This is a genomic window from Pseudomonas sp. S10E 269 (assembly GCF_002798465.1).
Classification (GTDB): Bacteria; Pseudomonadota; Gammaproteobacteria; order Pseudomonadales; family Pseudomonadaceae; genus Aquipseudomonas; species Aquipseudomonas pergaminensis.
Genome location: NZ_PHIJ01000001.1, coordinates 2,412,428 through 2,438,600, shown reverse-complemented (window position 1 = coordinate 2,438,600; position 26,173 = coordinate 2,412,428). Strand labels below are relative to the sequence as shown.

Annotated in this window: 22 protein-coding genes; 16 read left to right on the top strand and 6 right to left on the bottom strand. The window is 60.9% G+C overall.

The genetic code is table 11. The annotated features are described in order from the left end of the window. Nucleotides 1–5 precede the first annotated feature (5 nt). Together tssJ and tagH are read right to left on the bottom strand one after the other, a co-directional pair. Entirely contained in the window at nucleotides 6–515 is a 510-nt protein-coding gene (gene tssJ / locus CWC48_RS11195; RefSeq protein ID WP_100491877.1) for a type VI secretion system lipoprotein TssJ, read from the bottom strand. 57 nt (nucleotides 516–572) lie between these two features. Further along, nucleotides 573–1,922 carry a type VI secretion system-associated FHA domain protein TagH gene (tagH, locus tag CWC48_RS11190; protein WP_078050754.1) on the bottom strand — a complete coding sequence of 450 codons (1,350 nt, stop codon included), beginning with the start codon at nucleotides 1,920–1,922 and terminating at the stop codon, nucleotides 573–575. A 394-nt stretch (nucleotides 1,923–2,316) separates the two neighbouring features. Between tagH and tssA the strand changes: the two genes are divergently transcribed. The 12 genes from tssA to CWC48_RS11130 all read left to right on the top strand — a co-directional run bounded on the left by tssA (nucleotide 2,317) and on the right by CWC48_RS11130 (nucleotide 19,783). Beyond that, a complete protein-coding gene (gene tssA, locus CWC48_RS11185) occupies nucleotides 2,317–3,336 on the top strand; it encodes a type VI secretion system protein TssA (protein WP_078050755.1) in 1,020 nt (339 codons plus the stop codon). Nucleotides 3,337–3,390: 54 nt separating this feature from the next. Next, the gene (gene tssB, locus CWC48_RS11180) at nucleotides 3,391–3,897 is read left to right on the top strand and encodes a type VI secretion system contractile sheath small subunit (protein ID WP_010207547.1); all 507 of its coding nucleotides are present in this window, start codon (nucleotides 3,391–3,393) and stop codon (nucleotides 3,895–3,897) included. Nucleotides 3,898–3,899: 2 nt separating this feature from the next. Further along, complete coding sequence (tssC, locus tag CWC48_RS11175; protein ID WP_078050756.1) at nucleotides 3,900–5,399, top strand: type VI secretion system contractile sheath large subunit; 1,500 nt, start codon at nucleotides 3,900–3,902, stop codon at nucleotides 5,397–5,399. Nucleotides 5,400–5,569: 170 nt separating this feature from the next. Beyond that, nucleotides 5,570–6,058, top strand: a complete 489-nt coding sequence (locus CWC48_RS11170; RefSeq protein ID WP_005792512.1) for a type VI secretion system tube protein Hcp — start codon at nucleotides 5,570–5,572, stop codon at nucleotides 6,056–6,058. A 90-nt stretch (nucleotides 6,059–6,148) separates the two neighbouring features. Further along, entirely contained in the window at nucleotides 6,149–6,664 is a 516-nt protein-coding gene (tssE, locus tag CWC48_RS11165) for a type VI secretion system baseplate subunit TssE (protein WP_005792513.1), read from the top strand. Continuing rightward, nucleotides 6,661–8,520, top strand: a complete 1,860-nt coding sequence (gene tssF / locus CWC48_RS11160) for a type VI secretion system baseplate subunit TssF (protein WP_078050757.1) — start codon at nucleotides 6,661–6,663, stop codon at nucleotides 8,518–8,520. The genes tssE and tssF overlap by 4 nt, the downstream gene beginning before the upstream one ends. Continuing rightward, complete coding sequence (tssG, locus tag CWC48_RS11155; RefSeq protein WP_100491876.1) at nucleotides 8,484–9,527, top strand: type VI secretion system baseplate subunit TssG; 1,044 nt, start codon at nucleotides 8,484–8,486, stop codon at nucleotides 9,525–9,527. Before tssF ends, tssG begins: the two co-directional genes overlap by 37 nt. Further along, nucleotides 9,520–12,177, top strand: coding sequence for a type VI secretion system ATPase TssH (gene tssH, locus CWC48_RS11150; protein WP_100491875.1), 2,658 nt, complete (start codon nucleotides 9,520–9,522; stop codon nucleotides 12,175–12,177). The genes tssG and tssH overlap by 8 nt, the downstream gene beginning before the upstream one ends. A 156-nt stretch (nucleotides 12,178–12,333) precedes the next feature. After that, nucleotides 12,334–14,274 carry a type VI secretion system Vgr family protein gene (locus CWC48_RS11145; RefSeq protein WP_100491874.1) on the top strand — a complete coding sequence of 647 codons (1,941 nt, stop codon included), beginning with the start codon at nucleotides 12,334–12,336 and terminating at the stop codon, nucleotides 14,272–14,274. A 14-nt stretch (nucleotides 14,275–14,288) separates the two neighbouring features. Then, a complete protein-coding gene (locus tag CWC48_RS11140; protein WP_099493234.1) occupies nucleotides 14,289–14,723 on the top strand; it encodes a DcrB-related protein in 435 nt (144 codons plus the stop codon). 12 nt (nucleotides 14,724–14,735) lie between these two features. Continuing rightward, nucleotides 14,736–19,160, top strand: coding sequence for an RHS repeat-associated core domain-containing protein (locus tag CWC48_RS11135; RefSeq protein WP_100491873.1), 4,425 nt, complete (start codon nucleotides 14,736–14,738; stop codon nucleotides 19,158–19,160). Next, nucleotides 19,157–19,783 carry a hypothetical protein gene (locus CWC48_RS11130; protein WP_100491872.1) on the top strand — a complete coding sequence of 209 codons (627 nt, stop codon included), beginning with the start codon at nucleotides 19,157–19,159 and terminating at the stop codon, nucleotides 19,781–19,783. The genes CWC48_RS11135 and CWC48_RS11130 overlap by 4 nt, the downstream gene beginning before the upstream one ends. Before the next feature lie 112 nt (nucleotides 19,784–19,895). Here CWC48_RS11130 and CWC48_RS11125 read toward each other — a convergent pair whose 3' ends face one another. The 3 genes from CWC48_RS11125 to CWC48_RS11115 all read right to left on the bottom strand — a co-directional run bounded on the left by CWC48_RS11125 (nucleotide 19,896) and on the right by CWC48_RS11115 (nucleotide 21,716). Further along, nucleotides 19,896–20,171, bottom strand: a complete 276-nt coding sequence (locus tag CWC48_RS11125; protein WP_003176958.1) for an HU family DNA-binding protein — start codon at nucleotides 20,169–20,171, stop codon at nucleotides 19,896–19,898. Between the two features lie 191 nt (nucleotides 20,172–20,362). Beyond that, on the bottom strand, nucleotides 20,363–21,511 hold the full coding sequence (locus CWC48_RS11120) for an NAD(P)/FAD-dependent oxidoreductase (protein WP_078050763.1): 1,149 nt from the start codon (nucleotides 21,509–21,511) through the stop codon (nucleotides 20,363–20,365). Between the two features lie 37 nt (nucleotides 21,512–21,548). After that, nucleotides 21,549–21,716 (bottom strand): rubredoxin, encoded by a 168-nt coding sequence (locus CWC48_RS11115; protein ID WP_015886569.1) that lies wholly within the window; start codon nucleotides 21,714–21,716, stop codon nucleotides 21,549–21,551. Nucleotides 21,717–21,910: 194 nt separating this feature from the next. Between CWC48_RS11115 and CWC48_RS11110 the strand changes: the two genes are divergently transcribed. Both CWC48_RS11110 and ubiA read left to right on the top strand, forming a co-directional pair. Continuing rightward, a complete protein-coding gene (locus CWC48_RS11110) occupies nucleotides 21,911–22,474 on the top strand; it encodes a chorismate lyase (protein WP_078050764.1) in 564 nt (187 codons plus the stop codon). After that, nucleotides 22,474–23,364 (top strand): 4-hydroxybenzoate octaprenyltransferase, encoded by an 891-nt coding sequence (gene ubiA, locus CWC48_RS11105; protein ID WP_100491871.1) that lies wholly within the window; start codon nucleotides 22,474–22,476, stop codon nucleotides 23,362–23,364. The genes CWC48_RS11110 and ubiA overlap by 1 nt, the downstream gene beginning before the upstream one ends. A 128-nt stretch (nucleotides 23,365–23,492) precedes the next feature. Here the strand turns inward: ubiA and CWC48_RS11100 are convergent, their stop codons facing one another. Next, nucleotides 23,493–23,870, bottom strand: coding sequence for a hypothetical protein (locus tag CWC48_RS11100; protein WP_100491870.1), 378 nt, complete (start codon nucleotides 23,868–23,870; stop codon nucleotides 23,493–23,495). Nucleotides 23,871–24,025: 155 nt separating this feature from the next. On the opposite strand from CWC48_RS11100, the gene phoB reads away from it, so the two are divergent. Continuing rightward, nucleotides 24,026–24,715, top strand: coding sequence for a phosphate regulon transcriptional regulator PhoB (gene phoB / locus CWC48_RS11095; protein WP_003176964.1), 690 nt, complete (start codon nucleotides 24,026–24,028; stop codon nucleotides 24,713–24,715). A gap of 136 nt (nucleotides 24,716–24,851) precedes the next feature. Then, nucleotides 24,852–26,138 carry a phosphate regulon sensor histidine kinase PhoR gene (phoR, locus tag CWC48_RS11090; RefSeq protein WP_218170090.1) on the top strand — a complete coding sequence of 429 codons (1,287 nt, stop codon included), beginning with the start codon at nucleotides 24,852–24,854 and terminating at the stop codon, nucleotides 26,136–26,138. Nucleotides 26,139–26,173 lie beyond the last annotated feature (35 nt).

Here is a 26,173-nt window from a genome sequence, read left to right as displayed (position 1 = left end):
GCTTCTTATTGGGCAGGGCTGGATGGGGTGACCACGACGTCAGCGCGCACGGCACGTACATCGAGGCTGATCTGATATTCGGTGTATTGGCGCGCGGGCACGTTGATCACCGTGCGCCATTGCGCGCGGTCCAACTCGCGATAGCCCACTAGCAAACCGATCTGGCGCGTGGAGGGGTCGAGGTCGCGCTGGATGCTCAGTTGCTCGCCGGGTTGCACCATCACTTCGTCCTGGTCCAGCAGGTCCAGGCCCAGGGTCGATTGCGCCCGATCAGCCAGGGCGAAGTAATCGGAGCGGGCAAAGGTGGCGGCGTTTTTCAGCTCGAAGATGCGCACCCGCACCGGGGCGGCCTGGCCGTTGGCGCCGGGGTTAAGCCCGCTGATCGCATGAAAGTGCAGCTCGACGGCGGCGGTATCCGCGTCGGCCTCGGCGGCTGTTTCGGGTTTGGCGGCGTCTTTGGCACACGCCGTCAGCAGCAGCAAGGTGGCGACTGCGAGTAAAAATCTGGGAATCATCCTGCGTCCTCAATGACGTACTTAGCTATCCGTTAATCCATGTATTGCGGCGCGGTTTTACCGACGCTGTCGTGCGCTGTGCTCTTCGTAGGCCCGGCTGAATTCGCGGCCGAACAGGTCCTGGAAATCTTCCTGGGCCTCGCGGGAAATATTGCTGTAGAGCTCGGTGAACTGCTGCCAGTACTGCGCCTGGCGTGAGCCGTTGAAAATACTTGAGAGCCCGCCGGGCTTGCCCATGCGTTCTTCCAATTGCGCCGGTTCGAAGCGGCTGAGCAAGTGTTTGATCGCCGCTTCCACGCCGGCCATCACTGCCAACTGGTGGGCACGCAGGTCGTTGAAACTGTCGCGCACGGCGAGGTCCGGTGCCATAAACGCCTGGTTGCCGTGACGAAGCAAAAGCAGTAACGCTTCGTCAGCATTGGGGGCGAATTTCAACGGATTGTTTTCCGCGGGCTGGATCATCGTTTGCTGCATGCGGAACTCGCCTTTGAGGCTGGCACGGGCACGCAACACGTCGATCAGGCCTTCGACCATCAGGCGGTAGCTGCGGCCGATGCTTTCCATCTGGGCCTCGGCCTGGGCTTTGTCCAGGCGCAATTGGTCCAGGCCCGCGCCGCGCAGGAAGGCTTGCAAAAGATCGGGTTGTTGGCTGTCTGCCACGGGGAGCACAGGCTCGACCACGGGTGGCGACGGGATGACTGGCTGTGGAGTCGGCGGTGGTGGAGAGAGCGGTGGTGGAGCACTGACAACAGGTGCAGGCGCATCGCCAAACAGGTCCCAGTCTTCGGGGATCACCGCGCCCGACACCACAGGCGGCTCGGCCACAGGCATGGCGACTGGCGTCGGCGGGCGGAAGTCGTGCTGCTCGGAAGGTACGTGGTCCGGCGCGGTGGGCGGTGGCACGGCAGTGGGGCTGAGGAAATCAAACAGGTCCGGCAGCGTGTCCATCGAGGACGCCCCCTGGAACTGCGGCGCAATCACCGGCGTGGCGACTGGCGTGGGCGTGTTCACCACAGCGCCCATCAGCGCTTCAAAACTGTTCGGTGCATCGCCGGCAAACGGCTGGCTGTCGATGGCTTGCACATTGAAGTCGATGCGCGCCTGGATCTCGTAATCGCCGATGCGGATCAGTTCACCATCTTGCAACAGCTCACTATTACCCCGGCGCATACGAATACCGGCTTTAACCAACTCCACACCATTTGTGCTGTTATCGGTTAAATAATAACGGCCATCTTTGTATTGAATAACGCAATGCTGCGAGGACACCAGGCGCTCTGGATCAGGCAATACCCAGTCATTATCCGAGCTGCGGCCGATAGCCATCGCGCCCTGATTCATGGACTTTTCGGAGCACTGCCCAGGGGTAATCTTGTGATAACTAGTGATAGTCAAACACAGCGACATCTTGCCTCCTTGCTGATACTTCGCGCGCGGTCGATTCCCGGGACAGCGCTTCCCGGGGTGTCCCCATCAGGTCGAGCAATCGACCATCTAAAACCTGCCAATGCCAGCATGATCGCTGATCTTAACTGGGCTCTATGACAAAAATCCTGTCCCGGTGCGTCGTTCGACCCACCAGTCGCACAGGTTGTTAAGCACCGCACATCTGTCACAGAGGGCGAATAGCTTACCTTGACAAGCCCTAAGTACTACACCAAAAATGCACAACTTCTTGAATACCAGTGATGGCACATTAGTGGCATCTTGCTTATATGACCAAGAAAACATGCAAAGTTCCTCGCGCAACTAATGCATGAATTGCCCGCCGTCTAACGGGCTGATAGGGAGATCAAATTCAGTGGATGTGCCGTTGCTGCTCACCGCCGTTTCCGCGACTTCGCCCTGTGGCGAAGACATGGAATATGACGCGCAATTTCTGCAATTGGAGCGTGATGCCAAGGGCCAACCCGAGCGCAGCATGGGCGACTCCATCCTGCCCGCTGAACCGCCGGAATGGCGCAGCATCCAGCAGCAAAGCCTCGACTTGCTCGCACGCAGCAAAGACCTGCGCATCACTCATTTCCTGTTGCAAAGCGCCCTCGCCCTCCAGGGTGTGGCCGGCCTGGCCGAAGCCCTGACGCTGATCGACGCCCTGCTGCGCGACTACTGGGCCGACCTGCACCCGCGCCTGGACGCTGACGACGATAACGACCCCACCGTGCGCATCAACGCCCTCACCGGCCTGACCTGCGACACCAACATCCGCCTGCTGCGCGAAAGCATCCTCACGCGCTCACGCACCTTCGGCCCGGTAACCCTGCGCGCGGCGCTCAACGCCAGCGGCCTGTTGAGCTTCCCCGATGAACAACTCGGCGCCCAGCAGCTCAATGCCGCGTTCCTCGACAGCGACCCCGAGCAATTGCAAGCCACTCGCGACGCCCTGGTTGCAGCGCGTGCAGCGTGCGAAGCGATCGAACAACAGGTCAACGATCAGGTCGGTTCCGCCCAGGGCGTGGACCTCAGTGCCTTGAAGCAACCGCTCAAGCAGGCGTTGCAGATACTCAACCAAGCGGTGCCAGGCACCGCCGGCAGCAGCGAACCCGAGGCCGTCAGTGACGACAATGCCCCCTCGGTCGACTTCGCCGCCGCCCCCGCAGCACCGCGCCCCGTTGGCGATATCGCCAGCCGCGACGATGTGCTGCGCAGCCTCGACAAGATCCTTGCGTACTACACCCGGCACGAGCCTTCGAGCCCGCTGCCGGTGCTGTTGAACCGGGCCAAGAATCTGGTACACGCCGACTTCGCGGCCATCGTGCGCAATCTGATTCCCGACGGCATGTCCCAATTTGAAAACCTGCGTGGCCCGGACGGCGAGTAAGCCGCCCGATTACGCAGTAACAACACCGTCGCTCAAGCGACCAGGAGCAGCAACGTGGCGAAGCAAAGTTCTCAGAAATTCATCGCGCGCAACCGCGCGCCTCGAGTGCAGATCGAGTACGACGTCGAGCTCTACGGCGCCGAGAAAAAGGTCCAGCTGCCCTTCGTGATGGGTGTGATGGCCGACCTCGCCGGCAAGCCCGCCGAGCCTTTGGCGCCGGTGGCCGACCGCAAGTTCCTTGAAGTGGACGTCGACAACTTCGACTCGCGCCTCAAGGCAATGCAGCCGCGCGTGGCGTTCCACGTGCCCAACGAACTGACCGGCGAAGGCAACCTGAGCCTGGACATCACCTTCGAAAGCATGGACGACTTCAGCCCGGCCGCCGTGGCGCGCAAAGTCGACTCGCTGAACCAACTGCTCGAAGCCCGCACCCAGCTGGCCAACCTGCTGACCTACATGGACGGCAAGACGGGCGCTGAAGAAATCATCATGAAGGCGATCAAGGACCCGGCACTGCTCCAGGCACTTGCCAGCGCGCCCAAGCCTGCAGGGGACCAGTAATCATGACTGACAATACCGCCCGCGAAGGCACCCAGATCCTGGGTACCCAGACCGAAGAAGCCAGCGAGTTCGCAAACCTGCTGCTGCAAGAATTCAAGCCAAAGACCGAGCGCGCCCGCGAAGCCGTGGAAACCGCTGTGCGCACCTTGGCCGAACAGGCCCTGGCGCAAACGGACCTGGTGTCCAATGACGCGATCAAGTCGATCGAATCGATCATCGCAGCCATCGACGCCAAACTGACCGCCCAGGTCAACCAGATCATCCACCACCAGGATTTCCAGCAGTTGGAAAGCGCCTGGCGTGGCCTGCACTACCTGGTCAACAACACCGAGAGCGATGAGCAGCTGAAGATTCGCGTGCTCAACATCTCCAAGCCGGACCTGCACAAGACCCTGAAGAAATTCAAGGGCACTGCGTGGGACCAGAGCCCGATCTTCAAGAAGATGTACGAAGAAGAATACGGCCAGTTCGGCGGCGAGCCGTACGGCTGCCTGGTTGGCGACTACTACTTCGACCAGTCGCCACCCGATGTCGAACTGCTGGGCGAGCTGTCGAAAGTCTGCGCCGCCATGCACTCCCCGTTCATCGCTGCCGCTTCGCCGACTGTGATGGGCATGGGCTCGTGGCAGGAACTGTCGAACCCGCGCGACCTGACCAAGATCTTCACCACCCCGGAATACGCGGGCTGGCGTTCGCTGCGTGAATCGGAAGACTCGCGCTACATCGGCCTGACCATGCCGCGCTTCCTGGCGCGCCTGCCGTATGGCGCCAAGACGGATCCGGTGGAAGCCTTCGCCTTCGAAGAAAACACCGACGGTGCCGACAGCTCCAAGTACACCTGGGCCAACGCCGCGTACGCGATGGCGGTGAACATCAACCGTTCGTTCAAGCACTACGGCTGGTGCTCGCGCATCCGTGGCATCGAGTCCGGCGGCGAAGTGGAAAACCTGCCGGCCCACACGTTCCCTACCGATGACGGTGGCGTGGACATGAAGTGCCCGACCGAAATCGCCATCAGCGACCGCCGTGAAGCGGAACTGGCGAAGAACGGTTTCATGCCGCTGCTGCACAAGAAAAACACCGACTTCGCCGCGTTCATTGGCGCGCAGTCGCTGCAGAAACCGGCCGAATACGACGACCCGGACGCCACCGCCAACGCCAACCTGGCCGCGCGCCTGCCGTACCTGTTCGCCACCTGCCGTTTCGCCCACTACTTGAAGTGCATCGTGCGCGACAAGATCGGCTCCTTCAAAGAGAAGGACGAGATGCAGCGCTGGTTGCAGGACTGGATCCTCAACTACGTGGACGGTGACCCAGCGCACTCCACCGAAACCACCAAGGCCCAGCACCCATTGGCTGCCGCCGAAGTGATCGTGGAAGAAGTGGAAGGCAACCCGGGTTACTACAACTCCAAGTTCTACCTGCGCCCGCACTACCAGCTCGAAGGGCTGACCGTGTCGCTGCGCCTGGTATCGAAGCTGCCTTCGGCGAAAAGCGCATAACCACGAATGAGCCGGCTCTTCTGTGGGAGCCGGGCTTGCCCACGATGCACGCGACGCGGTCTGCCAGTCAGACCGCGGCGAAGCAATCGCAGGCAAGCCAGCTCCCGCAGAACAGCATTGCCCATTGGGCTTAAACAAATATCGTGGCTGAGTCCACACAGGGAGAAAACATGGCTGTTGATATTTTCATCAAGATCGGCGACATCAAGGGCGAGTCCATGGACAAAGCCCACAAGGACGAAATCGACGTGCTGAACTGGAGCTGGGGCATGGCCCAGTCCGGCAACATGCACGTGGGCGGTGGCGGCGGCGCGGGCAAGGTGAATATCCAGGACCTGTCGCTGACCAAGTACGTCGACAAGGCCTCGCCGAACCTGATGATGCACTGCGCCAGCGGCAAGCACATCGACAAGGTCAAGCTGACCGTGCGCAAGGCCGGCGGCGAAAGCCAGGTCGAGTACATGGTGATCAACCTGGAAGAAGTGCTGGTCACCTCGCTGAGCACCGGCGGTTCGGGCACCGATGACCGCCTGACCGAGAACGTCACCCTGAACTTTGCCCAAGTGATGGTCGACTACCAGCCGCAGAAAGCCGACGGCACCAAAGACGGCGGCGCGATCAAGTTTGGCTGGAACATCCGTTCCAACACCAAGCGCTGATAGCCCTGGCGGCCGTGGCTCCCCGCCACGGCCCCAGGCCTCCCCGCTCAACAACCGTCCCCCTCACACCCCGTCCGTGGAGCTGCTTTGGTGGTAACTGAAATCGCTTCCCGCGACCGTCTGCAACCGTCCCTGCTGGACCGGCTGACTGACGACGACCCGACCAACCCCAAGGAAAGCGCCGACAAACGCGTGCTGTCCCTGACCCAATTGAAAGCCTCGGTGCTGCGCGACCTGGCGTGGCTGCTCAACACCACGTCGTTGCTCGATGCCGATGCCACGCTGCACACCCCGGCCGGCACTTCGGTGGTCAATTACGGCCTGCCGGCGCTGGCAGGCAACAGTGTTTCAAGCGTGGATATCAAGGCCCTGGAAGCCCTGATCTACCAGGCCATCGCCACCTTTGAACCGCGCATCCTGCGCCATACCTTGCGGGTCAAAGCCCGTGTCGGCCATGGCGAGATGAATCACAACGCCCTGAGTTTCGAAATCGAAGGCGACCTGTGGGCCCAGCCGGTGCCGCTGCGCCTGTTGCTGCAGACCGACCTCGACCTGGAATCCGGCCATGTGCGTGTGGTCAACGCCGACCAGCGGAGACGCCCATGAACCCGCGCCTGCTGGAGCTGTACAACCAGGAACTGCACCACGTGCGCGAAAGCGCCGCGGAGTTTGCCAAGGAATACCCGAAGATCGCCAGTCGGCTGACCCTGTCCGGTATGGACTGCGCCGACCCGTACGTCGAACGCTTGCTCGAAGGCTTTGCCTACCTCTCCGCCCGCGTGCAACTCAAGCTCGACGCCGAGTACCCGACCTTCACCCATAACCTGCTGGAAATCGCCTACCCGCACTACCTGGCGCCGACGCCGTCGATGACCGTGGTGCAATTGCAGACCGATCCCGATGAGGGCTCCCTGACCAGCGGTTTCCCACTGCCCCGCGACACGGTATTGCGTGCCGCCCTGGGCCGTGAAACCCAGACGTGCTGCGAGTACCGCACTGCACACCCGGTGACGTTGTGGCCGCTGCAGGTCAGCAGTGCCGAATACTTCGGCAACCCCGCCGCCGTGTTGGGACGCCTGGCCGCCAGTGAGCCGAAAGCCAAGGCTGGCCTGCGCCTGACCCTGCGTACCGGCGCCGAATTGCCCTTCAACAGCCTCGACCTGGATAACCTGCCGCTGTACCTCAGCGGGGCCGACGAGCAACCCTTCCGCCTTTACGAGCAACTGCTGGGCAATGCCTGTGCGGTGTTTGCACGCAAGCCGGGTGGCGATTGGGTCGAGCGCCTGCCGCAGGATGCGTTGCGTTCCCGGGGTTTTGACGACGCTGACGCCGCCATGCCGGTGGTCGCGCGTGCCTTCCAGGGCTATCGCCTGCTGCAGGAATACTTCGCCCTGCCCCACCGCTACCTGTTCGTCGAGTTCGCCGAGCTGAGTCGCGCAGTCAAACGCTGCGACGGCCAGGAGCTGGAACTGATCGTGCTGTTCGATCGCCACGAACCGAGCCTGGAAGGCAGCGTTGGCGCGGCGCAGTTCCTGCCGTTCTGCACCCCGGCGATCAACCTGTTCCCGAAGCGGGTAGACCGTATCCACTTGTCTGATCGGGTCAACGAACACCATGTGATCGCCGACCGCACGCGGCCGATGGACTTCGAGATTCATTCGCTGAGTGGCATCACCGGCCATGGCACCGGGCCGGAGCAGCCGTTCTTGCCGTTCTATGCGGTGCGCGACCCGTCGCGCTATGGCCGCGACCAGGCCTATTACACCGTGCGCCGCGAGCCGCGCGTGCTGTCCAGCGACCAGCGTCGCAACGGCCCACGCTCCACGTACGTGGGCAGTGAAACCTTTGTCAGCCTGGTGGACAGCGGGCAAGCGCCCTACCGCCACGACCTGCGCCAACTCGGCGTGACGGCGCTGTGCACCAACCGCGACCTGCCGCTGTTCATGAGTGTTGGCAACGGCAAGACCGACTTCACCCTGGCCGACAGCGCCCCGGTATTGGCCGTGCGCTGTGTCGCAGGCCCGAGCCGTCCCCGCGCCAGCCACGCCCATGACGCCAAGGCCTGGCGCTTGATCAGCCAGTTGTCGCTCAATTATCTGTCTTTGAGCGAACAGGGCCAGGGCGCTGCGGCCTTGCGCGAACTGCTGCGCCTGTATGGCGACAGCAACGATGCAGCGCTGCAATTGCAGATCGAAGGCCTGCGCGACGTCAGCAGCAAAGCGGTGACCCGCCGCCTGCCGATGCCCGGCCCGATCGTGTTTGGGCGCGGGTTGGAGATCACCCTGGAATTCGATGAAAACGCGTTTCGCGGCACCGGCGTGTTCCTGCTCGGTGCGGTGCTGGAACGCTTCCTGGCACGCTACGTGTCGATCAACAGTTTTACCGAGACGGTGATCCGTACCACCGAACGCGGCGAGATCATGCGATGGAAAGCCAAGCCCGGACGTCGTCCGACCCTGTGAGTACCCTGGATGCGATGCATCAGGAGCCCTGGGAATACGATTTCTTCCAGGCGCTGCGCCGTATCGAGTGCGAATCGCCAAACCTGCCGCGGCTGGGCCATTCCCTGCGCCTGGCGGATGACCCGTTGCGCCTGGGTCAGCAGGCGGATTGCACCTTCGCCCCGGCCACGCTGGCGTCGGTCGACCCCGGTGGCGACGGCAAGCCGGCGCGGCTGGAGCAATTCTTCTTCGGCCTTGGCGGCCCCAATGGCCCGCTGCCGCTGCACATCACCGAGTACGTGCGCGAGCGTCAGCGCAACAACGCCGACAGCACCAGCAAACAGTTCCTCGATGTGTTCCACCATCGCCTGCTCAGCCTGTTTTACCGGGCCTGGGCCGAGGCGCGGCCGACAGTCAGCCACGACCGTCCTGACGATGATTACTGGTCCGCGCGCCTCGCCGCCCTGAGTGGACGGGGCATGCCAAGCCTGCTGAATCAGGGGCTAATCCCGGATACCGCGAAGCTGCACTACAGCGGCCACCTCTCGGCGCAAACCCGCTACCCGGACGGCTTGAAAGCCATTCTCGGCGAGTACTTCGGCCTGCCGGTGGAAATCGAAGAGTACGTCGGCCAATGGCTGGAGCTGCCCGAGCGCAGCCGCGTGAGCGTAAGTGCCAACCGCCTGGGCGTGGACTTTTGCCTGGGCAGCTTTGTGTGGGACCGCCAACACAAATTCCGCATTCGCCTGGGCCCGCTCACGCTGGATGACTACATGGGCATGCTGCCTGGCCACCAGCCGTTCAACGAGTTGGTGGCGTGGGTGGCCGAGTACCTGGGCCATGAACTGGACTGGGACCTCAACCTGGTCCTGCAACAACCCGAAGTGCCGGCGCTGCAACTCAATGGTCAGTTCCGCCTGGGCTTCAACACCTGGCTCGGCAAGCCCGAGCATGACGCCAACGACCTAATCCTGGCCCGGCATTACGCCGATCACGCCACCACCTCAAGGAATCCAGAGCATGGGTGAAATCAGTCGCGCCGCACTGTTCGGCAAACTCAACAGCGTGGCCTACAAGGCCATCGAAGCCGCCACCGTGTTCTGCAAACTGCGGGGCAACCCGTATGTGGAACTGGCCCACTGGTTCCACCAGTTGCTGCAATTGCAGGACTCGGACCTGCACCGCATCATCCGTCAGTTCAACGTGGAGCCGGCGCGCCTGGCCCGTGACCTGACCGAAGCGCTGGACCGTTTGCCGCGTGGCTCCACGTCGATCACCGACCTGTCCTCCCATGTGGAAGAAGCCGTGGAACGCGGTTGGGTCTACGGCAGCCTGATGTTTGGTGAAAGCCAGGTGCGTACCGGCTATCTGGTACTGGGCATCCTGAAGACGCCAAGCCTGCGCCATGCGCTGCTGGGTTTGTCTGCCGAGTTCGACAAGATCAAGGCCGAGGCCCTGAGCGAGCGTTTCGACGAGTACGTCGGTGATTCGCCGGAGAACGCGCTGAGCGCCAGTGATGGTTTCAACGCCGGCGCCGTGCCAGGTGAAGCCAGCGGTGCCATGGCGCCGAGTGCGATGGGCAAGCAGGAAGCGCTCAAGCGTTTCACCGTGGACCTGACCGAACAGGCCCGCAGCGGCAAGCTCGACCCGATTGTTGGCCGTGACGAAGAGATCCGCCAACTGGTCGACATTCTTATGCGTCGGCGCCAGAACAACCCGATCCTCACTGGCGAGGCCGGGGTGGGCAAGACCGCCGTGGTCGAAGGTTTCGCCCTGCGTATCGTCGCCGGCGACGTGCCGCCAGCCTTGAAAGACGTGGAACTGCGCAGCCTCGACGTGGGCCTGCTGCAAGCTGGCGCGAGCATGAAAGGCGAGTTCGAACAGCGCCTGCGTCAGGTTATCGAAGACGTGCAGGCCTCGCCCAAGCCGATCATTCTGTTTATCGACGAAGCCCACACACTGGTGGGTGCCGGTGGCGCCGCCGGCACCGGTGACGCAGCCAACCTGCTCAAGCCGGCCTTGGCCCGCGGCACCTTGCGTACCGTGGCCGCGACCACCTGGGCCGAGTACAAGAAACACATCGAGAAAGACCCGGCCCTGACCCGTCGTTTCCAAGTGGTGCAGGTGGCCGAACCGTCGGAAGACAAAGCGCTGCTGATGATGCGTGGCGTGGCGTCGACCATGGAAAAGCATCACCAGGTGCAGATTCTCGACGAAGCGCTGGAAGCCTCGGTGAAACTGTCCCACCGCTACATCCCGGCGCGCCAGCTGCCGGACAAGTCCGTGAGCCTGCTGGACACCGCCTGCGCTCGCGTCGCCATCAGCCTGCACGCGGTGCCGGCGGAGGTGGACGACAGTCGTCGTCGCATCGAAGCGCTGGAAACCGAGTTGCAAATCATCGCCCGTGAGCATGCCATCGGCATTGCGATTGGTGCGCGCCAAACCAACACCGAGGCGCTGTTGAGCGCTGAGCGTGAGCGTCTGGCGACCTTGGAAAGCCGCTGGGCCGAAGAGAAAACGCTGGTGGATGAACTGCTCACCACCCGTGCAACCTTGCGCGAAAAAGCCGGTGTGGTGGACAGTGGCAACGATGTATTGCGCGCACAACTGGTCGACCTGCAACAGCGCCTGAGTACCCTGCAAGGCGAAACCCCGCTGATCCTGCCCACCGTGGATTACCAGGCCGTGGCCTCGGTGGTCGCCGACTGGACCGGCATCCCGGTGGGCCGCATGGCGCGCAATGAATTGGAGACGGTGCTCAACCTCGACCAGCACCTGAAAAAACGCATCATCGGCCAGGACCATGCCCTGCAGATGATCGCCAAGCGCATCCAGACCTCCCGCGCCGGCCTCGACAACCCGAGCAAGCCGATTGGCGTGTTCATGCTGGCCGGCACCTCCGGCGTGGGCAAGACCGAAACTGCCCTGGCCCTGGCCGAAGCCATGTACGGCGGTGAGCAGAACGTCATCACCATCAACATGAGTGAATTCCAGGAAGCCCACACGGTGTCGACCCTCAAGGGCGCGCCACCGGGTTATATCGGCTACGGCGAAGGCGGCGTGCTGACCGAAGCCGTACGACGCAAACCCTACAGCGTGGTGCTGCTGGACGAGGTGGAAAAAGCCCACCCGGACGTGCATGAGATCTTCTTCCAGGTGTTCGACAAGGGCGTGATGGAAGATGGCGAAGGCCGGGTGATCGACTTCAAGAACACCCTGATCCTGCTGACCACCAACGCCGGCACCGAGCTGATTTCCCATGTGTGCAAAGACCCGGCGAACATCCCTGAGCCGGAAGAAATCGCCAAGGCTTTGCGCCAGCCGCTGCTGGAAATCTTCCCGCCAGCTCTGCTCGGTCGCCTGGTGACGATCCCTTACTACCCGCTCAGCGACGAGATGCTCAAGGCGATCACCCGCCTGCAACTCAACCGCATCAAGAAGCGCGTAGAGAGCACCCACAAGGTGGCTTTCGATTACGACGACGCGGTGGTCGACCTGATCGTCTCGCGCTGCACCGAGACCGAAAGCGGCGGGCGCATGATCGACACCATCCTCACCAACAGCCTGCTGCCGGACATGAGCCGTGAATTCCTCACGCGCATGCTCGAAGGCAAGGCGCTGGCGGGTGTACGTATCAGCAGCCGGGATAATGAACTGCACTACGACTTCAGCGATTGACCTGTCGAAATGTGATTAAAACTGTGGGAGGGGGCTTGCCCCCGATGGCGTCGGGTCAGCCAGAAATTTCTAACCTGATACACCGCTATCGGGGGCAAGCCCCCTCCCACACTTGATTCGGTTTCTTCAGTTATCAAGTCATTTACGGGTTAACCGATGCTATTCAACCAAGCCTCACGCCTGGCCAAAATCACCAGCCCCCTCGGGCCGGATGTGCTGTTGCTCAATGAAATGGGTGGCGGTGAAGAGCTGGGCAGGCTGTTCAACTACGAGCTGCAACTGACGTCCCTGGACGCCAACATCGACCTCAACCAGTTGCTCGGCAAACCCATGAGCGTGGGCCTGCAACTGGCGGACGGTGGCGAGCGGCACTTCCACGGCATCGTCGCACGGTGCAGCCAGAACATCGACCAGGGCCAGTTCGCCAGTTATCAGGTGACGCTGCGCCCTTGGCTGTGGTTGCTCAGCCGTACCTCCGATTGCCGGATTTTCCAGAACCTGAGCGTCCCGCAGATCATCAAGCAGGTGTTCCGTGACCTGGGTTTTTCCGATTTCGAAGACGCCCTGAGCCGGCCATACCGCGAGTGGGAATACTGCGTGCAGTACCGCGAGACCAGCTTCGATTTCGTCAGCCGCTTGATGGAGCAGGAAGGTATTTACTACTTCTTCCGCCATGAGCAGGACCGCCATGTGCTGGTGCTGGCCGACGCCTACGGTGCCCACACCACGGTGCCGGGCTACGCGTCGATCCCGTACTACCCCAAAGACGAGCAGCAACGCGAACGCGACCACATGCACAACTGGCACCTGGCGCAGGAGGTGCAGCCCGGCTCGCTGGAGCTCAACGACTACGATTTCCAGCGCCCCAGCGCCAGCATCGACGTACGCTCGGCCATGCCGCGCCCGCACACCGCCGGCGACTACCCGCTGTACGACTACCCCGGCACCTACGTGCAAAGCGAGGACGGCGAACACTATGCCCGCACCCGCATCGAAGCGCTGCAAACCCTGCATGAACAGATCGAATTCAGCGGCAATGCCCGTGGCCTGGGTTCGGGGCATTTGTTCAGCCTCACCGGCTTCAGCCGCCAGGACCAGAACCGCGAATATCTGATCGTCGGCTGCCGCTACTACATCGTCCAGGAAAGCCTGGAAAGCGGCGGCGGTTCGGGCTCGGCACAGTTCGAAAGCAGCCTCACCTGCATCGACGCCCAGCAGAGCTTCCGCCCGTTGGCCAGCACCCACCGCCCTATCGTCAAAGGCCCGCAGACCGCGCTGGTGGTCGGCCCCAAAGGCGAGGAAATCTGGACCGACCAGTACGGCCGGGTGAAGGTGCATTTCTATTGGGACCGCCACGACCAGTCCAACGAAAACAGCTCGTGCTGGATTCGTGTGTCGCAATCCTGGGCCGGCAAGAACTGGGGCTCGATGCAGATCCCACGGATCGGCCAGGAAGTGATTGTGAGCTTCCTTGAGGGCGACCCCGACCGGCCGATCATCACCGGGCGGGTCTACAACGCCGAGCAGACCGTGCCTTACGACCTGCCGGAAAACGCCACCCAGAGCGGTATGAAAAGCCGTTCGAGCAAGGGCGGCACGCCGGCCAACTTCAATGAAATCCGCATGGAGGACAAGAAGGGGTTGGAGCAGTTGTACATCCATGCCGAGCGTAACCAAGACATCGTGGTCGAGGTCGATGAAAGCCATTCGGTGGGGCATGACCGCAACAAGAGCATCGGCCACAACGAGACGGTGACCATCGGCAACAACCGCCTGCGCATCGTCAAGCAGGAAGACATCCTCTCGGTGGGCCAGCGCAAGACCGACAGCATCAGCCAGAGCTATGTGATCGAGGTGGGCGAAAACCTGCGCCTGGTCTGCGGTGAAAGCATCCTGGAGTTGAACGCCAGCGGGCAGATCAACCTCACGGGCGTGCAGATCAGCTTCTATGCCAGCGGCGATGCCGAGTTCAACACCGGCGGCGTGCTGCACCTGAACAACGGCGGCGGCCCCGGCGCCACGCCCGATGGCCAGGGCCAGAAAGGCGCCATCGACGCCAATATCAAAGCCGCGTTCCCCGCGCCTAAAAGCTCCTGACGAGACCTGTTTTCATGACGTATCGAATTAACGAATTCCAGTTCCAACTGCCGGCCAGCGAGCTGCAGGACGCGACGATCAATATCCTCAAGTTCCCGGAACTGGGGACTTCACTGATCGTCAGTCGCAGCTTGCTCGCCGAGGGTGAAACCCTGCACAGCAATTTCAATGACCAACTCCAGCGCCTGGAAAAACAGGTGCAGGATTTACGCTATCAACCCGGTGTCGACGTGCGTTTGGGCACGGCCCAAGAGGTGGAAGGCATCGAGCTGCGCAGCCAATTCAACAAGGGCAATGACAAGGTGTTCCAGTATCAGCTGGCGCTGGTGCTACCGGGTACGCGCAAGATGCTCGCCTTGAGTTACGTGAAGGCCGACAAGCTTGGGGATGCCGAGGCAGCGCACTGGGCGTTGATCAAAAATTCGCTGTCGTTCGACACTGTTTCTTGATGAGCGGCCTGCATGTCTGACGCGTTATGGGCGGCCCGGATGGGCGATGCACTGACCCACACCTCGATGATGGCGGATATCCTGGGTGGGGTGCTGGAGGTGGCGGCCAACGTGGCGATCACGGCACTGGCGACTGCCGCAGTCGCGGCCGCCGTGGGGGTGACTATTGCTACCGCCGGTATCGGCGGCTGCATCCTCGGCGCGGTGGTGGGCATTGTCGTCGGCATGGCCATGAGCAAGACGGGGGCCGACAAGGGCCTCAGTAAGATGTGCGAGAGCTTCGCCAATGCGCTGTTCCCGCCCGTGGTGGAAGCCACGATTGCGGTGGGCTCGACCGACACGTTCGTCAACAGCATTCCGGCTGCGCGGGCCGCGGGCTCCATTCCCTCGCACGTGGCGCCCGCTGGTACGGAGCTTGAGCAAGCGCCGCCGGAGCCCGACCCCGAGCCAAAACCCGAGCCTGGCTTCCTGGACATGGCCGAGGGTTTCTTCTCCCAGCTATGGCGGCCCACCGTCGCCACGCCTGCACCGGGTGTGGTGCCGGCCCTCACCGACATGGTCCTGTGCGCCCGCCATCCGCCCATGCCGCCACAGCTTCTGGCCGAAGGGTCTGACAAAGTCACCATCAACGGCCAGCCCGCCGTGCGCAGCGGTGATCGCAGCATGTGCGAGGCAACGGTGGTGTCGTCGGGGCTGATCTCGCCAAACGTCACCATTGGTGGTGGGACGGTGGTGGTGCAGGAAATTCGCAGTGGGAAGACCCCCGGCGTTGGCTTGGCGATTGAAGCATTGATGATGCTTAAAGGAGCCAAGGGCAAGACGCTGAGTAATTTGCCGTGCATGTTGTTGGGCGGTGTCAGCTCCTTTGCCGTGAGCCAGGCCATCGGCGCCATGACAAACGCCGCCATGTCTTCACTTAACCCCGTGCATACCGCGACAGGCGCCAAAATACTGGGCGGCACGAATGAGTTGGATTTTGTACTGCCAGGTGCGTTGCCCATGGCCTGGCAGCGCGTCTATAACAGCCACGATATACGCACAGCAGGGCTCTTCGGCGCGGGCTGGAGCGTTGCCTATGAGGTGAGTGTCGAAATCCTGATGCATCCTGAAGGCGGCGAGGAGCTGATCTATACAGATGAGCAAGGGCGGCGTATCAACCTGGGCTCGCTTGTGCCAGGCAGCGCAATGTTCAGCCCTGCAGAAGTACTGAGCTTCAGGCGCCATCACAACGGTCAGTTATTGATCGAGAGCGATGATGGGTTGTATCGCCTCTTCGATTTCACACCAGGTTCGACCACGCACCTTCGGTTGAGTCAGTTGGGGGATCGCAATGACAATCGGATTTTCGTCGGTTACCACGAGAACGGCCGCATTGCGCGCCTGCGGGACACATCGAACCAGGTCCAGGTTGAGCTGGTTTACGACCAGGATCGCCTGGAGCGAATCGAACGCCTGTACGCCGACCAGCCGCGTGAGGTTCTCGTCAGCTACCGCTACAACGCGATAGGTGAATTGGCGCAAGTAAGCAACGCGTCCGGCGAGGTTCAGCGACGCTTTGCCTACGACGCCGGTCGCAGGATGATTGAACACCAACTCCCTACCGGTCTGCGCTGCTTTTATGAGTGGGGGCACATCGACAACACTGAATGGCGAGTAGTACGACACTGGACCGACGAGGGCGACGCCTACCAATTCGAGTATGACTTGCAAAAGGGCATCACACGCGTCACAGACAGCCTGCAACGTGTCAGTACTCGTCAGTGGAATGCCCAGCATCAGATAATCGCATTCACCGACAATCTGGATAAAACCTGGCTATTCGAGTGGAACGACGAGCGTCAGTTACTGAGCGCTACGGACCCTCAAGGGGGGCGCTACGAATACAGCTACGATGAGTCCGGCAACCTGACGGCTGAGACGGATCCACTCGGGCGTAGCGTATCCACGCTTTGGCTGGAGCATTGGTCGCTGCCACGCACACAAACCGACGCCGCCGGTAACACTTGGCAGTATCGCTATGATCAACGCGGTAATTGTGTCGCCGAGACCGACCCGCTGGGCCATATGACCCGTTATCGCTATAACGCACAAGGCCTGGTGGTGGAGGTCATAGATGCAACCGGCAAAAGCAAACAGTTGAAATGGAACACGCTCGGGCAACTGACCGACCACTTGGATTGCTCGGGATTCCCGACTCGCTTTGGCTATGACCCTCACGGGTACTTGCAGGTGATTACCAATGCAATGGGCGAACGCACGCAGTTCCAGCATGACCGCCAGGGTCGGCTGATCAGCAAGCAATTTCCGGACGGTCGAACCGAATATTTCCAGCGCGACAGTGCCGGCCTACTGCTGGGTCATACAGACCCTGCGGGGCACACGACTCTTTACCAGCACAATCGCAGGGGCCAGGTCTGCCAACGTACGGATGCACAGGGTCGCCAGGTTAGCCTGGGCTATGACACGTTCGGCCGGCTACAGTCGTTGAGCAACGAAAATGGTGAGCGCTATCGGTTCACCTGGGATGCCTGTGATCGGATGATCCAGCAACAAGGCCTCGACGGGGGTACAAAATCCTACGCCTACGATGGGCTGGACAACCTGATCCGCGTGACGTCCACTCCAGCGCCTTATGGCACCGGGCTCGCAATTGTCTCCCAAGCACCTGAAGCACCGATCATTCATCAATTGGAACGCGACGCCGTTGGACGACTGATCGCAAAAGTCACGGATGATGGCCGCACCGAATACCAGTACGATCCACTGAACCAACTCAGCGCCGTCACGTTCAAGGATGCGTCGGGCGCTGAACAGAGCCTTGGCTTTGCCTACAACGCGCTCGGCCAATTGCTTGAGGAACACAGTGCCTCTGGCAGCCTTCACCATCGCTATGATGAACTCGGCAACCTGATACAAACCCAGGTGCCTGATGGCCGCTGGCTCAACCGCCTCTACTACGGGAGCGGTCATTTGCACCAGATCAATCTTGACGGCGACGTGATCAGTGACTTCGAGCGTGACCGACTCCATCGTGAAGTCTTGCGCACTCAGGGCCAGCTTAGTACGCGCAGCGACTACGACCCCGTCGGCCGCCTACGTGCTCGCATACGCCGTCATGACAGCCAGCCCGCCTTGCTGTCACCCGATATGCAAAGACAGTTCGAGTACGACCCGGCTGACAATTTGATCGGAAAGCTCGATCAGCGGCCCTCTGCGCGCCATCAACAACTGTTTCATTACGACGCAACAGACCGCCTTATCGCGAGCCAAGACTCTTTGTACGGCGCTCGTGAGACCTTTGCATATGACGCAGCAGCCAACTTGCTTGACAGCGTCAACCCCAGCCAGGGGAAGGTGCTCCACAACAGGTTGGTCAGCTTTCAAGACAAGCGTTATCGCTATGACGGCTTCGGCCGAGTAATCGAAAAGCGCAGCGGGCGATACGGTGTACAACGGTTTAGCTATGACGCCGAAAGCCGCCTGGTAGAAGTACGCAATGAAAAGGGCCATGTGGTTCGGATGGTCTACGACGCGCTGGATCGGCGTATCAAAAAGACCGAACAGGATCGCAATGGTTATACCTTGAGCCAAGTCAGCTTCATTTGGGACGGTCTGCGACTGCTCTCAGAGACGCAAAATGAACGCAGCAGCCTCTATGTCTATCTCAATCAAGGATACGAGCCCTTGGCGCGAGTCGATGGATTGGGCGTGCACAAGAAGACCCGTTATTACCACAACGACCTCAATGGCTTGCCCGAGCAATTGACCGAGAGCGATGGAAACATCGTCTGGAAAGCGATCTATCAGGTGTGGGGTAATACCATTAGTGAAGAACGGGAACCCTACTATCTGGAAGATCAGAATATTCGCTTCCAAGGCCAGTATCTGGACCGAGAAACCGGACTGCACTACAACACGTTCCGCTTTTATGACCCCGATATCGGCAGATTCACTACAGAAGACCCGGTTGGATTGCTGGGCGGCATTAACCTCTATCAGTACGCCACCAACCCTCTGGGCTGGAGTGACCCACTGGGCTGGTGCTCGACGAAGCTAGGCAAGAACATGGGGGCTCGCAAAGGTGACGGTATGGCCAACCATCACCTGATACCCGAGGAGCTGATCAAACACAAAGAGTTCGGCAAAATGTTCTCCAGGCTGAAAAAGATAGGTTGGGACCCGGATGGCGCCTCCAACGGTGCTTTCCTGCCAGGATCAAAGGACCTTGCCGCTAAAACGCAGCTTCCTGGACATTGGTCGAACCATAACAAGTACACCGATGCTGTCAGGGACAGGCTCAGGAGCTTGAACAAACAACAAGCCGGGTTATCTGATATGGACCTCGCACTGGAAGTCTCGAACATCCAAAAATGGGCGAGCGGCGGGCTGCAGAATGGCCTCTTCAAAACTGATGCAGTTACAGGACGACTTTTATGACCGGCGCCAGCGCTGATTTCTTCATCGTGAACTACCACACCAACGGGACGGATGCGCCCAGCTTCTTTGAGTCGGACTGGACTCCTGGCGTCCCGGAGTTTCATTACCCTTCAGAAACACCGGATGAGAGTCAGTTTGCTAGCGCTTATAAAGTCAAGGCCAAGATCAAGGAGTTGAAAGCGGACCTCATGATTGAGGAGTTGCTGGCGACAGATGCCGTCTTGAACATCTGCGCAACGCTCGAAATTCCTCATATCACGCGTCAGGTCGAGATAGAGTTAAAAGGAAAAAAAACACCTGAAAAACGCTACAACCTTTTCGTTCCGACCGCCCGACTCAGCCTGCTTGATCTTGAGCATTCGGTATTCACCATCGACCGCGACAAATACACCGGCAAACTCAAGACACCAGAAGAAAGTGATGTACCCGCTATCGTTTTTGAGTCCATCGAATCATTCAAGATAAAACCGGGTATTCATCAACACCTGTTTCTATGCACGGATATTAACGAAACGGTCTGTTCGGCTGAATTCAAGGCGATGTTCGAATCCAAGGCGCTCTTTGGGCTAGCGTTCACACCGTTGGATGCCACTTATAAATTTGATCCTTGGGGGGAGTTGTAACCGGGAGGTTACTACTGGCCAGACATTCTCCAGCCTACAAAAAATGGGCACCCGACCCAGTCGGCGTGCCCATCTCTCCTACCACCCCGCCCCCTTCGAGACGGTAACGCTCTTACGCGTTAACAGTGTCTTTCAGCGATTTGCCTGGCTTGAACGCAACCGTGTTGCTGGCCTTGATTTTCACCGGCTCACCGGTTTGAGGGTTTTTGCCAGTGCGGGCGCCGCGATGGCGTTGCAGGAAGGTGCCGAAGCCAACCAGGGTGACGCTGTCCTTGCGGTGCAGGGCGCCGGTGATTTCTTCGAGAACGGCGTTGAGGACGCGGTTGGCCTGTTCTTTGGTGAGATCGGCTTTTTCAGCGATGGCGGCTGCGAGTTCTGGTTTACGCATAAGTGAAGCCTCTTTGACGGTTTTTTGTTGTTATGTCCGTGCTGCTCTCTTCTGGAGCAGCGCCCAAAGCGCCGCAGGCTCTACTCTGCGGCAGACGGGAGTGAGGATGGCATGCCATCGGACGCCGCGCCAGTCTAGCGGCGACCTTTCTAGTGGGAAAAACGTGCTTAATCCGACAGAACGACCGGTATTTACGCCAGCAACGGCGGAAGTTCTTTATTGAGGGCCAGTTTTTCCATCACCGCAGTGCCGGTCAGTGCGTAACCCAGCAGACGGCCACTCGCATCGCGGCACAGGGCCTTGATGTCGGCGCCCTCGCCTTCCACGCTCCAGACGCCTTCGGTTCCGCGTGGCGGTGGCGAGACCACCAGCGGGCAGACCGGCGTCTTGACGGTCACCGGCATCGGGCCGTAGCTGACGGCGGTGGCGTTGCCTGCCAGGGTCTGGGCCAGGGCGCGGGCGCAGCTCATCAGTGGCATTACGTACAGCAGGTTCAGGCCGTCGACCTCGGCGCAGTCGCCTAGGGCGTAGATATTGGCGTGGGAGGTCTTGAGGTGGCGGTCCACCATGATTCCGCGGTTGGTCTGCAGGCCGGCGGCGGCGGCCAGGTCGACACGCGGGCGCAGGCCGATGGCGGAGACCACCAGGTCGCAGGCGATCACTTCACCGTCCGACAGATGGGCTTCCAGGCCGTCGGCAGTGCGCTGCAGCCGATTGAGCACCGGGCCTAGGTGGAAGCGCGCGCCGAGGCCTTCAAGGCCAGCCTGTACCGCTGCGGCGGCGGCCGGGTGCAGCAAGGTTGGCATGACCTGCTCGCACGGCGCTACCAGGTCGATCTCATAGCCGCCAAGGATCAGGTCGTTGGCGAACTCGCAGCCGATCAGGCCGGCGCCGAGCAGCAGTACGCGGCGCTTGCCGGCAGCAGCGGCACGAAAGCGTGCGTAGTCTTCGAGGTCGTTGATCGGGAAAATCAGTTCAGCCGCATCGCCCTCAACCGGCACACGCACGGTTTCTGCGCCCCAGGCCAGGATCAGGTCGCGGTAAGCCACCGCTTCCTCACCAATCCACAAGCGCTTGTGGCCAGGGTCAATGCCGCTGACGCGGGTGTGGGTGCGCACTTCGGCCTTGAGTTGCTCGGCCATGGCGCCAGGTTCAGCCATGCTCAGGCCATCGGCTTCCTTGTTCTTGCCAAAGCCGGTGGAGAGCATGGGCTTGGAGTAGGAGCGCCCGTCATCCGCGGTGATCAGCAGCAATGGGGTCTCGCTGTCGAGCTTGCGAAACTCCCGGGCCACGTTGTAGCCGGCCAACCCTGTGCCGATGATCACGACAGGTGCGTTCATTCCTTTCTCCTTGTAGTACGTATCTGAAAACCAAAAATCAGCCGATTTCGATCATTTCGAAATCCATTTTGCCCACGCCGCAGTCCGGGCACAGCCAGTCTTCCGGGACGTCTTCCCAACGGGTGCCAGGCAGAATTCCGTCATCCGGCCAGCCGTCTTTCTCGTCATAGATCAGGCCACAGACTACACATTGCCACTTCTTCATCACTTGCTTCCTCAGGGTCAGGCATCTTGGCCGACGGTCGATAGACCCACGTTGCCGTGCGGCTCAGGGCGTTTTGTACTGATCGGGGCCGGCAGATGCAAGCACGATCGACGCAAACAGCCGGTTCAGACCGGCAAAAACCCGGGACGCCATGGTAAGCTCGCCGCCTCTTTTGCTGCCAATACTGACTCACCGTGCCGCACTCAATCGACCCTCCCGATGCTTGCCAATGGCTGATCCAGAGCCGTCTGCTCCCTGCGCCCGCGCCCCTGACCCTCAATTGGCTGTTCAACGAAGACTCGCTGACGCGGCGGCTGACGTGGCTGTCCAACGATGGTTTCAGCGTGACGCCGCTGTTCGAGGGCTGGCAGCCGCTGCGCGACGATGAATGCGCCGCCCTGGCACTGCCACCGGCCAGTATCGGCTGGGTGCGCGAGGTGTATTTGCGTGGCCACGGCCAGCCTTGGGTGTTCGCGCGCAGTGTGGCGGCACGCAGCGCTTTACAGGGTGACGGCTTGCATATGGATGAATTGGGCAGTCGCTCGCTGGGCGAATTGCTGTTCTGCGACCAGGCATTCACTCGCAAAGCAATCGAGGTGTGCCATTACCCACAACAATGGCTGCCTGTGGCGGATCAGGTCGACGGTCTGTGGGCACGCCGTTCACGCTTTGATCGCGGCCCCTTGAGCGTGTTGGTCGCGGAGATCTTTCTGCCCAGCTTCTGGCACGCGTTGCACGCCCATCCGGAGAACTGCTGATGTACCAACGTCTGCTCAAGTCCCTGAATCACCTGAACCCCAGGGCTTGGGATTTCATCCAACTGACCCGTATGGACAAGCCCATCGGCATCTACCTGCTGCTGTGGCCGACGCTGTGGGCGCTGTGGATCGCCGGCAAAGGCTCGCCCTCTTTGATCAATATCGTGATTTTCGTTTTGGGCGTGGTGCTGACCCGCGCCGGTGGCTGCGTGATCAACGACTGGGCCGACCGCAAGGTCGACGGCCATGTAAAGCGCACGGAACAGCGGCCGCTGGTGAGCGGCAAGATCAGCTCAAAAGAGGCGCTGGTGTTTTTTGCGGTGTTGATGGGCATCAGTTTCCTGCTGGTGCTGCTGACCAACGCCACCACCATCCTGCTGTCCCTGGGTGGCCTGGCCCTGGCGGCGAGCTATCCGTTCATGAAGCGCTACACCTATTACCCACAAGTGGTGCTGGGGGCGGCGTTTTCCTGGGGCATGCCGATGGCGTTCACCGCCGAGACTGGCAGCCTGCCTGCCGCCGCGTGGCTGTTGTATATCGCCAACCTGCTGTGGACGGTGGGCTACGACACGTATTACGCGATGACCGACCGCGATGACGACTTGAAGATCGGCGTGAAATCCACGGCCATTCTGTTCGGTGAAGCCGACCGCGTGATCATCCTGACCCTGCAGGGCCTTTCGCTGGCGTGCCTGCTGCTGGCGGGCGCACGGTTCGAACTGGGGGGCTGGTTCCACCTGGGCTTGCTGGCGGCGGCCGGCTGTTTTGCCTGGGAATTCTGGTACATCCGGGACAAGGATCGGATGAAGTGCTTCAAGGCGTTCCTGCACAACCACTGGGCGGGGCTGGCGATATTTATCGGGATTGTGCTGGATTACGCGTTGCGCTGAGGTTTTTGTGGCGGCCGGGCTTACGTCTTCGCGGGCAAGTCGAATCGTCGCACCGCCGCTCCCACATTTGGAATGCGTTCCACTGTAAGAGCGGGCTTGCCCGCGATGTTTTCAACGGTACCCTGTGATCAGGGTTTGATGATGTGCCACGCCCCACCCTTGCCATCACCGGTCTTATCGCCCGCCTTGTGGTCATCCTTGTAGGTGTAGACCGGCTTACCCTCATAGGCCCACTGGCTGGTCTGGTCGTCGCGAGTGATGACGGTCCATTTGCCCATCGACGTGTCGGTGGACTCCGCCTTCAGCGGCGGCCAATTGGTCGCACATTGGTCTTTGCACACTGACTTGCCGTCGGCATCCTTGTCGAAGGTGTAGAGGGTCATGCCCTTGTGGTCGACCAGCATTCCGTCTTTAGTCATCGCTGGCTCCGCCGCAAATGCCAGGGTCGGCAGCGTCAACGCGGCCGTTACCAGCAGGGCTTTCCAGGAAATCGTGCTGTAAGTCATCGGAACCTTCCTTTTTCGGTTGTCAGGATTCGGACCCAAAGCGTAGTCCAGAGAGGCGGGAATTGCCCGAGCGACTAAATTACTGTCACACGACTGCAATAATTCCGTTATCTAATGCGGCGCAAGACAGTTAAATGACAAGAGGATTTTTGAGCATGGTTGGCAGGAGCATTCTGATTGTTGACGACGAAGCGCCCATCCGCGAGATGATCGCCGTTGCGTTGGAAATGGCCGGCTACGACTGCCTGGAGGCGGAGAACTCCCAGCAGGCCCATGCCATTATCGTCGACCGCAAGCCGGACCTGATCCTGCTGGACTGGATGCTGCCCGGCACCTCCGGTATCGAACTGGCCCGCCGCCTCAAGCGTGACGAGCTGACCGGGGACATCCCGATCATCATGCTCACCGCCAAGGGCGAAGAGGACAACAAGATCCAGGGCCTGGAAGTCGGCGCCGACGACTACATCACCAAGCCGTTTTCCCCACGCGAGTTGGTCGCTCGTCTGAAAGCCGTATTGCGCCGCGCCGGCCCAACCGATGGCGAGGCGCCTATCGAAGTCGGCGGCCTGCTGCTGGATCCGATCAGCCACCGCGTGACCATCGACGGCAAGCCGGCCGAGATGGGCCCGACCGAATACCGCCTGCTGCAATTCTTCATGACCCACCAGGAACGCGCCTACACCCGTGGCCAATTGCTGGACCAGGTGTGGGGCGGCAATGTGTATGTGGAAGAGCGCACCGTGGACGTGCATATCCGGCGCCTGCGCAAAGCCTTGGGCGATGCCTACGAGAATCTGGTACAAACCGTGCGCGGCACGGGCTACCGCTTTTCAACCAAAGGTTGAAATCAGCTGCAAGCTCTCAGCTACAAGCGGCAAGTAGAAGCTGATCTGCTCTGACTTGAAGCTTGCAGCTTGAAACTTTTCACTGTCCGAAGGACCGATCGTGAACCAAAACTGGCATGGCACCCTGATCCGCCACATGCTTTTGCTGATCACCGGCTGCCTGTTGGTGGGTCTGGTCAGCGGTTACTACGGCTGGAGCCTGGCAGCCGGCATCGCCTTGTACCTGGGCTGGACCCTCAAGCAACTGCTGCGCCTGCATGAATGGCTGCGCCAGCACAAACCCGACGAAGCACCGCCCGATGGCTACGGCCTGTGGGGCGAAGTGTTCGACAGCATCTATCACTTGCAGCGCCGCGACCAACGGGTGCGCGGGCGCCTGCAAGCCGTGATCGACCGGGTGCAGGAGTCCACCGCCGCGTTGAAAGACGCGGTGATCATGCTCGACAGCGACGGCAACCTGGAATGGTGGAACCGCGCCGCCGAGACCTTGCTGGGCCTCAAGACGCCCCAGGACAGCGGCCAGCCGGTGACCAACCTGGTGCGCCACCCGCGCTTCAAGGAGTACTTCGAACAGGAGAACTACGAAGAAGCCCTGGAAATCCCCTCGCCCACCAATGACCGCGTGCGCATCCAGCTGTACCTGACGCGCTATGGCAACAACGAGCACCTGATGCTGGTGCGTGACGTCACCCGCATCCACCAGCTGGAACAGATGCGCAAAGACTTCGTCGCCAACGTCTCACACGAGTTGCGCACACCGCTGACGGTGATCTGCGGCTACCTGGAGACGCTGCTGGACAACGTCGACGAGATCAACCCGCGCTGGAGCCGTGCCCTGCAACAGATGCAGCAGCAAGGTTCACGCATGCAGACACTGCTCAACGACCTGCTGTTGCTGGCCAAGTTGGAGGCGACCGATTACCCGTCGGATAACCATCCTGTCGCCGTGCAGAGCCTGCTGCAGACCATCAAGAACGACGCCCAGGCCCTGTCCGGCCAACGCGGCCAGCAGATCACCCTGGAAGCCGACCCCGCCGTGCTGCTCAAAGGCAGCGAAGGCGAGTTGCGCAGCGCGTTTTCCAACCTGGTGTTCAACGCCGTGAAGTACACCCAGGATAAAGGCAACATCCGCATCCGCTGGTGGGCCGACGAACAGGGCGCGCACCTGAGCGTGCAGGACTCCGGCATCGGCATCGACGCCAAGCACTTGCCGCGCCTGACCGAGCGCTTCTACCGCGTCGACTCCAGCCGCAACTCCAACACTGGCGGCACCGGGCTTGGCCTGGCGATCGTCAAGCACGTGCTGCTGCGTCACCGCGCACGCCTGGAGATCAGCAGCGTGTTGGGCCATGGCAGCACGTTTACCTGCCATTTTCCGCCAGCACAGATGACACGATCGAAGGCAATTGATCAGGACACCTGACGGCCCGCCCGGCAGTGGGCACTAGGCAAGCGCCC

Bases quoted from the DNA above. Each gene is read 5' to 3' on its own strand.
- CWC48_RS11100 (WP_100491870.1), bottom strand. From the start codon at position 23,870: ATGACTTACAGCACGATTTCCTGGAAAGCCCTGCTGGTAACGGCCGCG.
- tssC (WP_078050756.1), top strand. From the start codon at position 3,900: ATGACTGACAATACCGCCCGCGAAGGCACCCAGATCCTGGGTACCCAG.
- CWC48_RS11115 (WP_015886569.1), bottom strand. From the start codon at position 21,716: ATGAAGAAGTGGCAATGTGTAGTCTGTGGCCTGATCTATGACGAGAAA.
- tssG (WP_100491876.1), top strand. From the start codon at position 8,484: ATGGAAAGCCAAGCCCGGACGTCGTCCGACCCTGTGAGTACCCTGGAT.
- tssH (WP_100491875.1), top strand. From the start codon at position 9,520: ATGGGTGAAATCAGTCGCGCCGCACTGTTCGGCAAACTCAACAGCGTG.
- CWC48_RS11130 (WP_100491872.1), top strand. From the start codon at position 19,157: ATGACCGGCGCCAGCGCTGATTTCTTCATCGTGAACTACCACACCAAC.
- tagH (WP_078050754.1), bottom strand. From the start codon at position 1,922: ATGTCGCTGTGTTTGACTATCACTAGTTATCACAAGATTACCCCTGGG.
- CWC48_RS11135 (WP_100491873.1), top strand. From the start codon at position 14,736: ATGTCTGACGCGTTATGGGCGGCCCGGATGGGCGATGCACTGACCCAC.
- ubiA (WP_100491871.1), top strand. From the start codon at position 22,474: ATGTACCAACGTCTGCTCAAGTCCCTGAATCACCTGAACCCCAGGGCT.
- phoR (WP_218170090.1), top strand. From the start codon at position 24,852: ATGCTTTTGCTGATCACCGGCTGCCTGTTGGTGGGTCTGGTCAGCGGT.
- CWC48_RS11125 (WP_003176958.1), bottom strand. From the start codon at position 20,171: ATGCGTAAACCAGAACTCGCAGCCGCCATCGCTGAAAAAGCCGATCTC.
- CWC48_RS11140 (WP_099493234.1), top strand. From the start codon at position 14,289: ATGACGTATCGAATTAACGAATTCCAGTTCCAACTGCCGGCCAGCGAG.
- CWC48_RS11120 (WP_078050763.1), bottom strand. From the start codon at position 21,511: ATGAACGCACCTGTCGTGATCATCGGCACAGGGTTGGCCGGCTACAAC.
- CWC48_RS11145 (WP_100491874.1), top strand. From the start codon at position 12,334: ATGCTATTCAACCAAGCCTCACGCCTGGCCAAAATCACCAGCCCCCTC.
- phoB (WP_003176964.1), top strand. From the start codon at position 24,026: ATGGTTGGCAGGAGCATTCTGATTGTTGACGACGAAGCGCCCATCCGC.
- tssJ (WP_100491877.1), bottom strand. From the start codon at position 515: ATGATTCCCAGATTTTTACTCGCAGTCGCCACCTTGCTGCTGCTGACG.
- CWC48_RS11170 (WP_005792512.1), top strand. From the start codon at position 5,570: ATGGCTGTTGATATTTTCATCAAGATCGGCGACATCAAGGGCGAGTCC.
- tssF (WP_078050757.1), top strand. From the start codon at position 6,661: ATGAACCCGCGCCTGCTGGAGCTGTACAACCAGGAACTGCACCACGTG.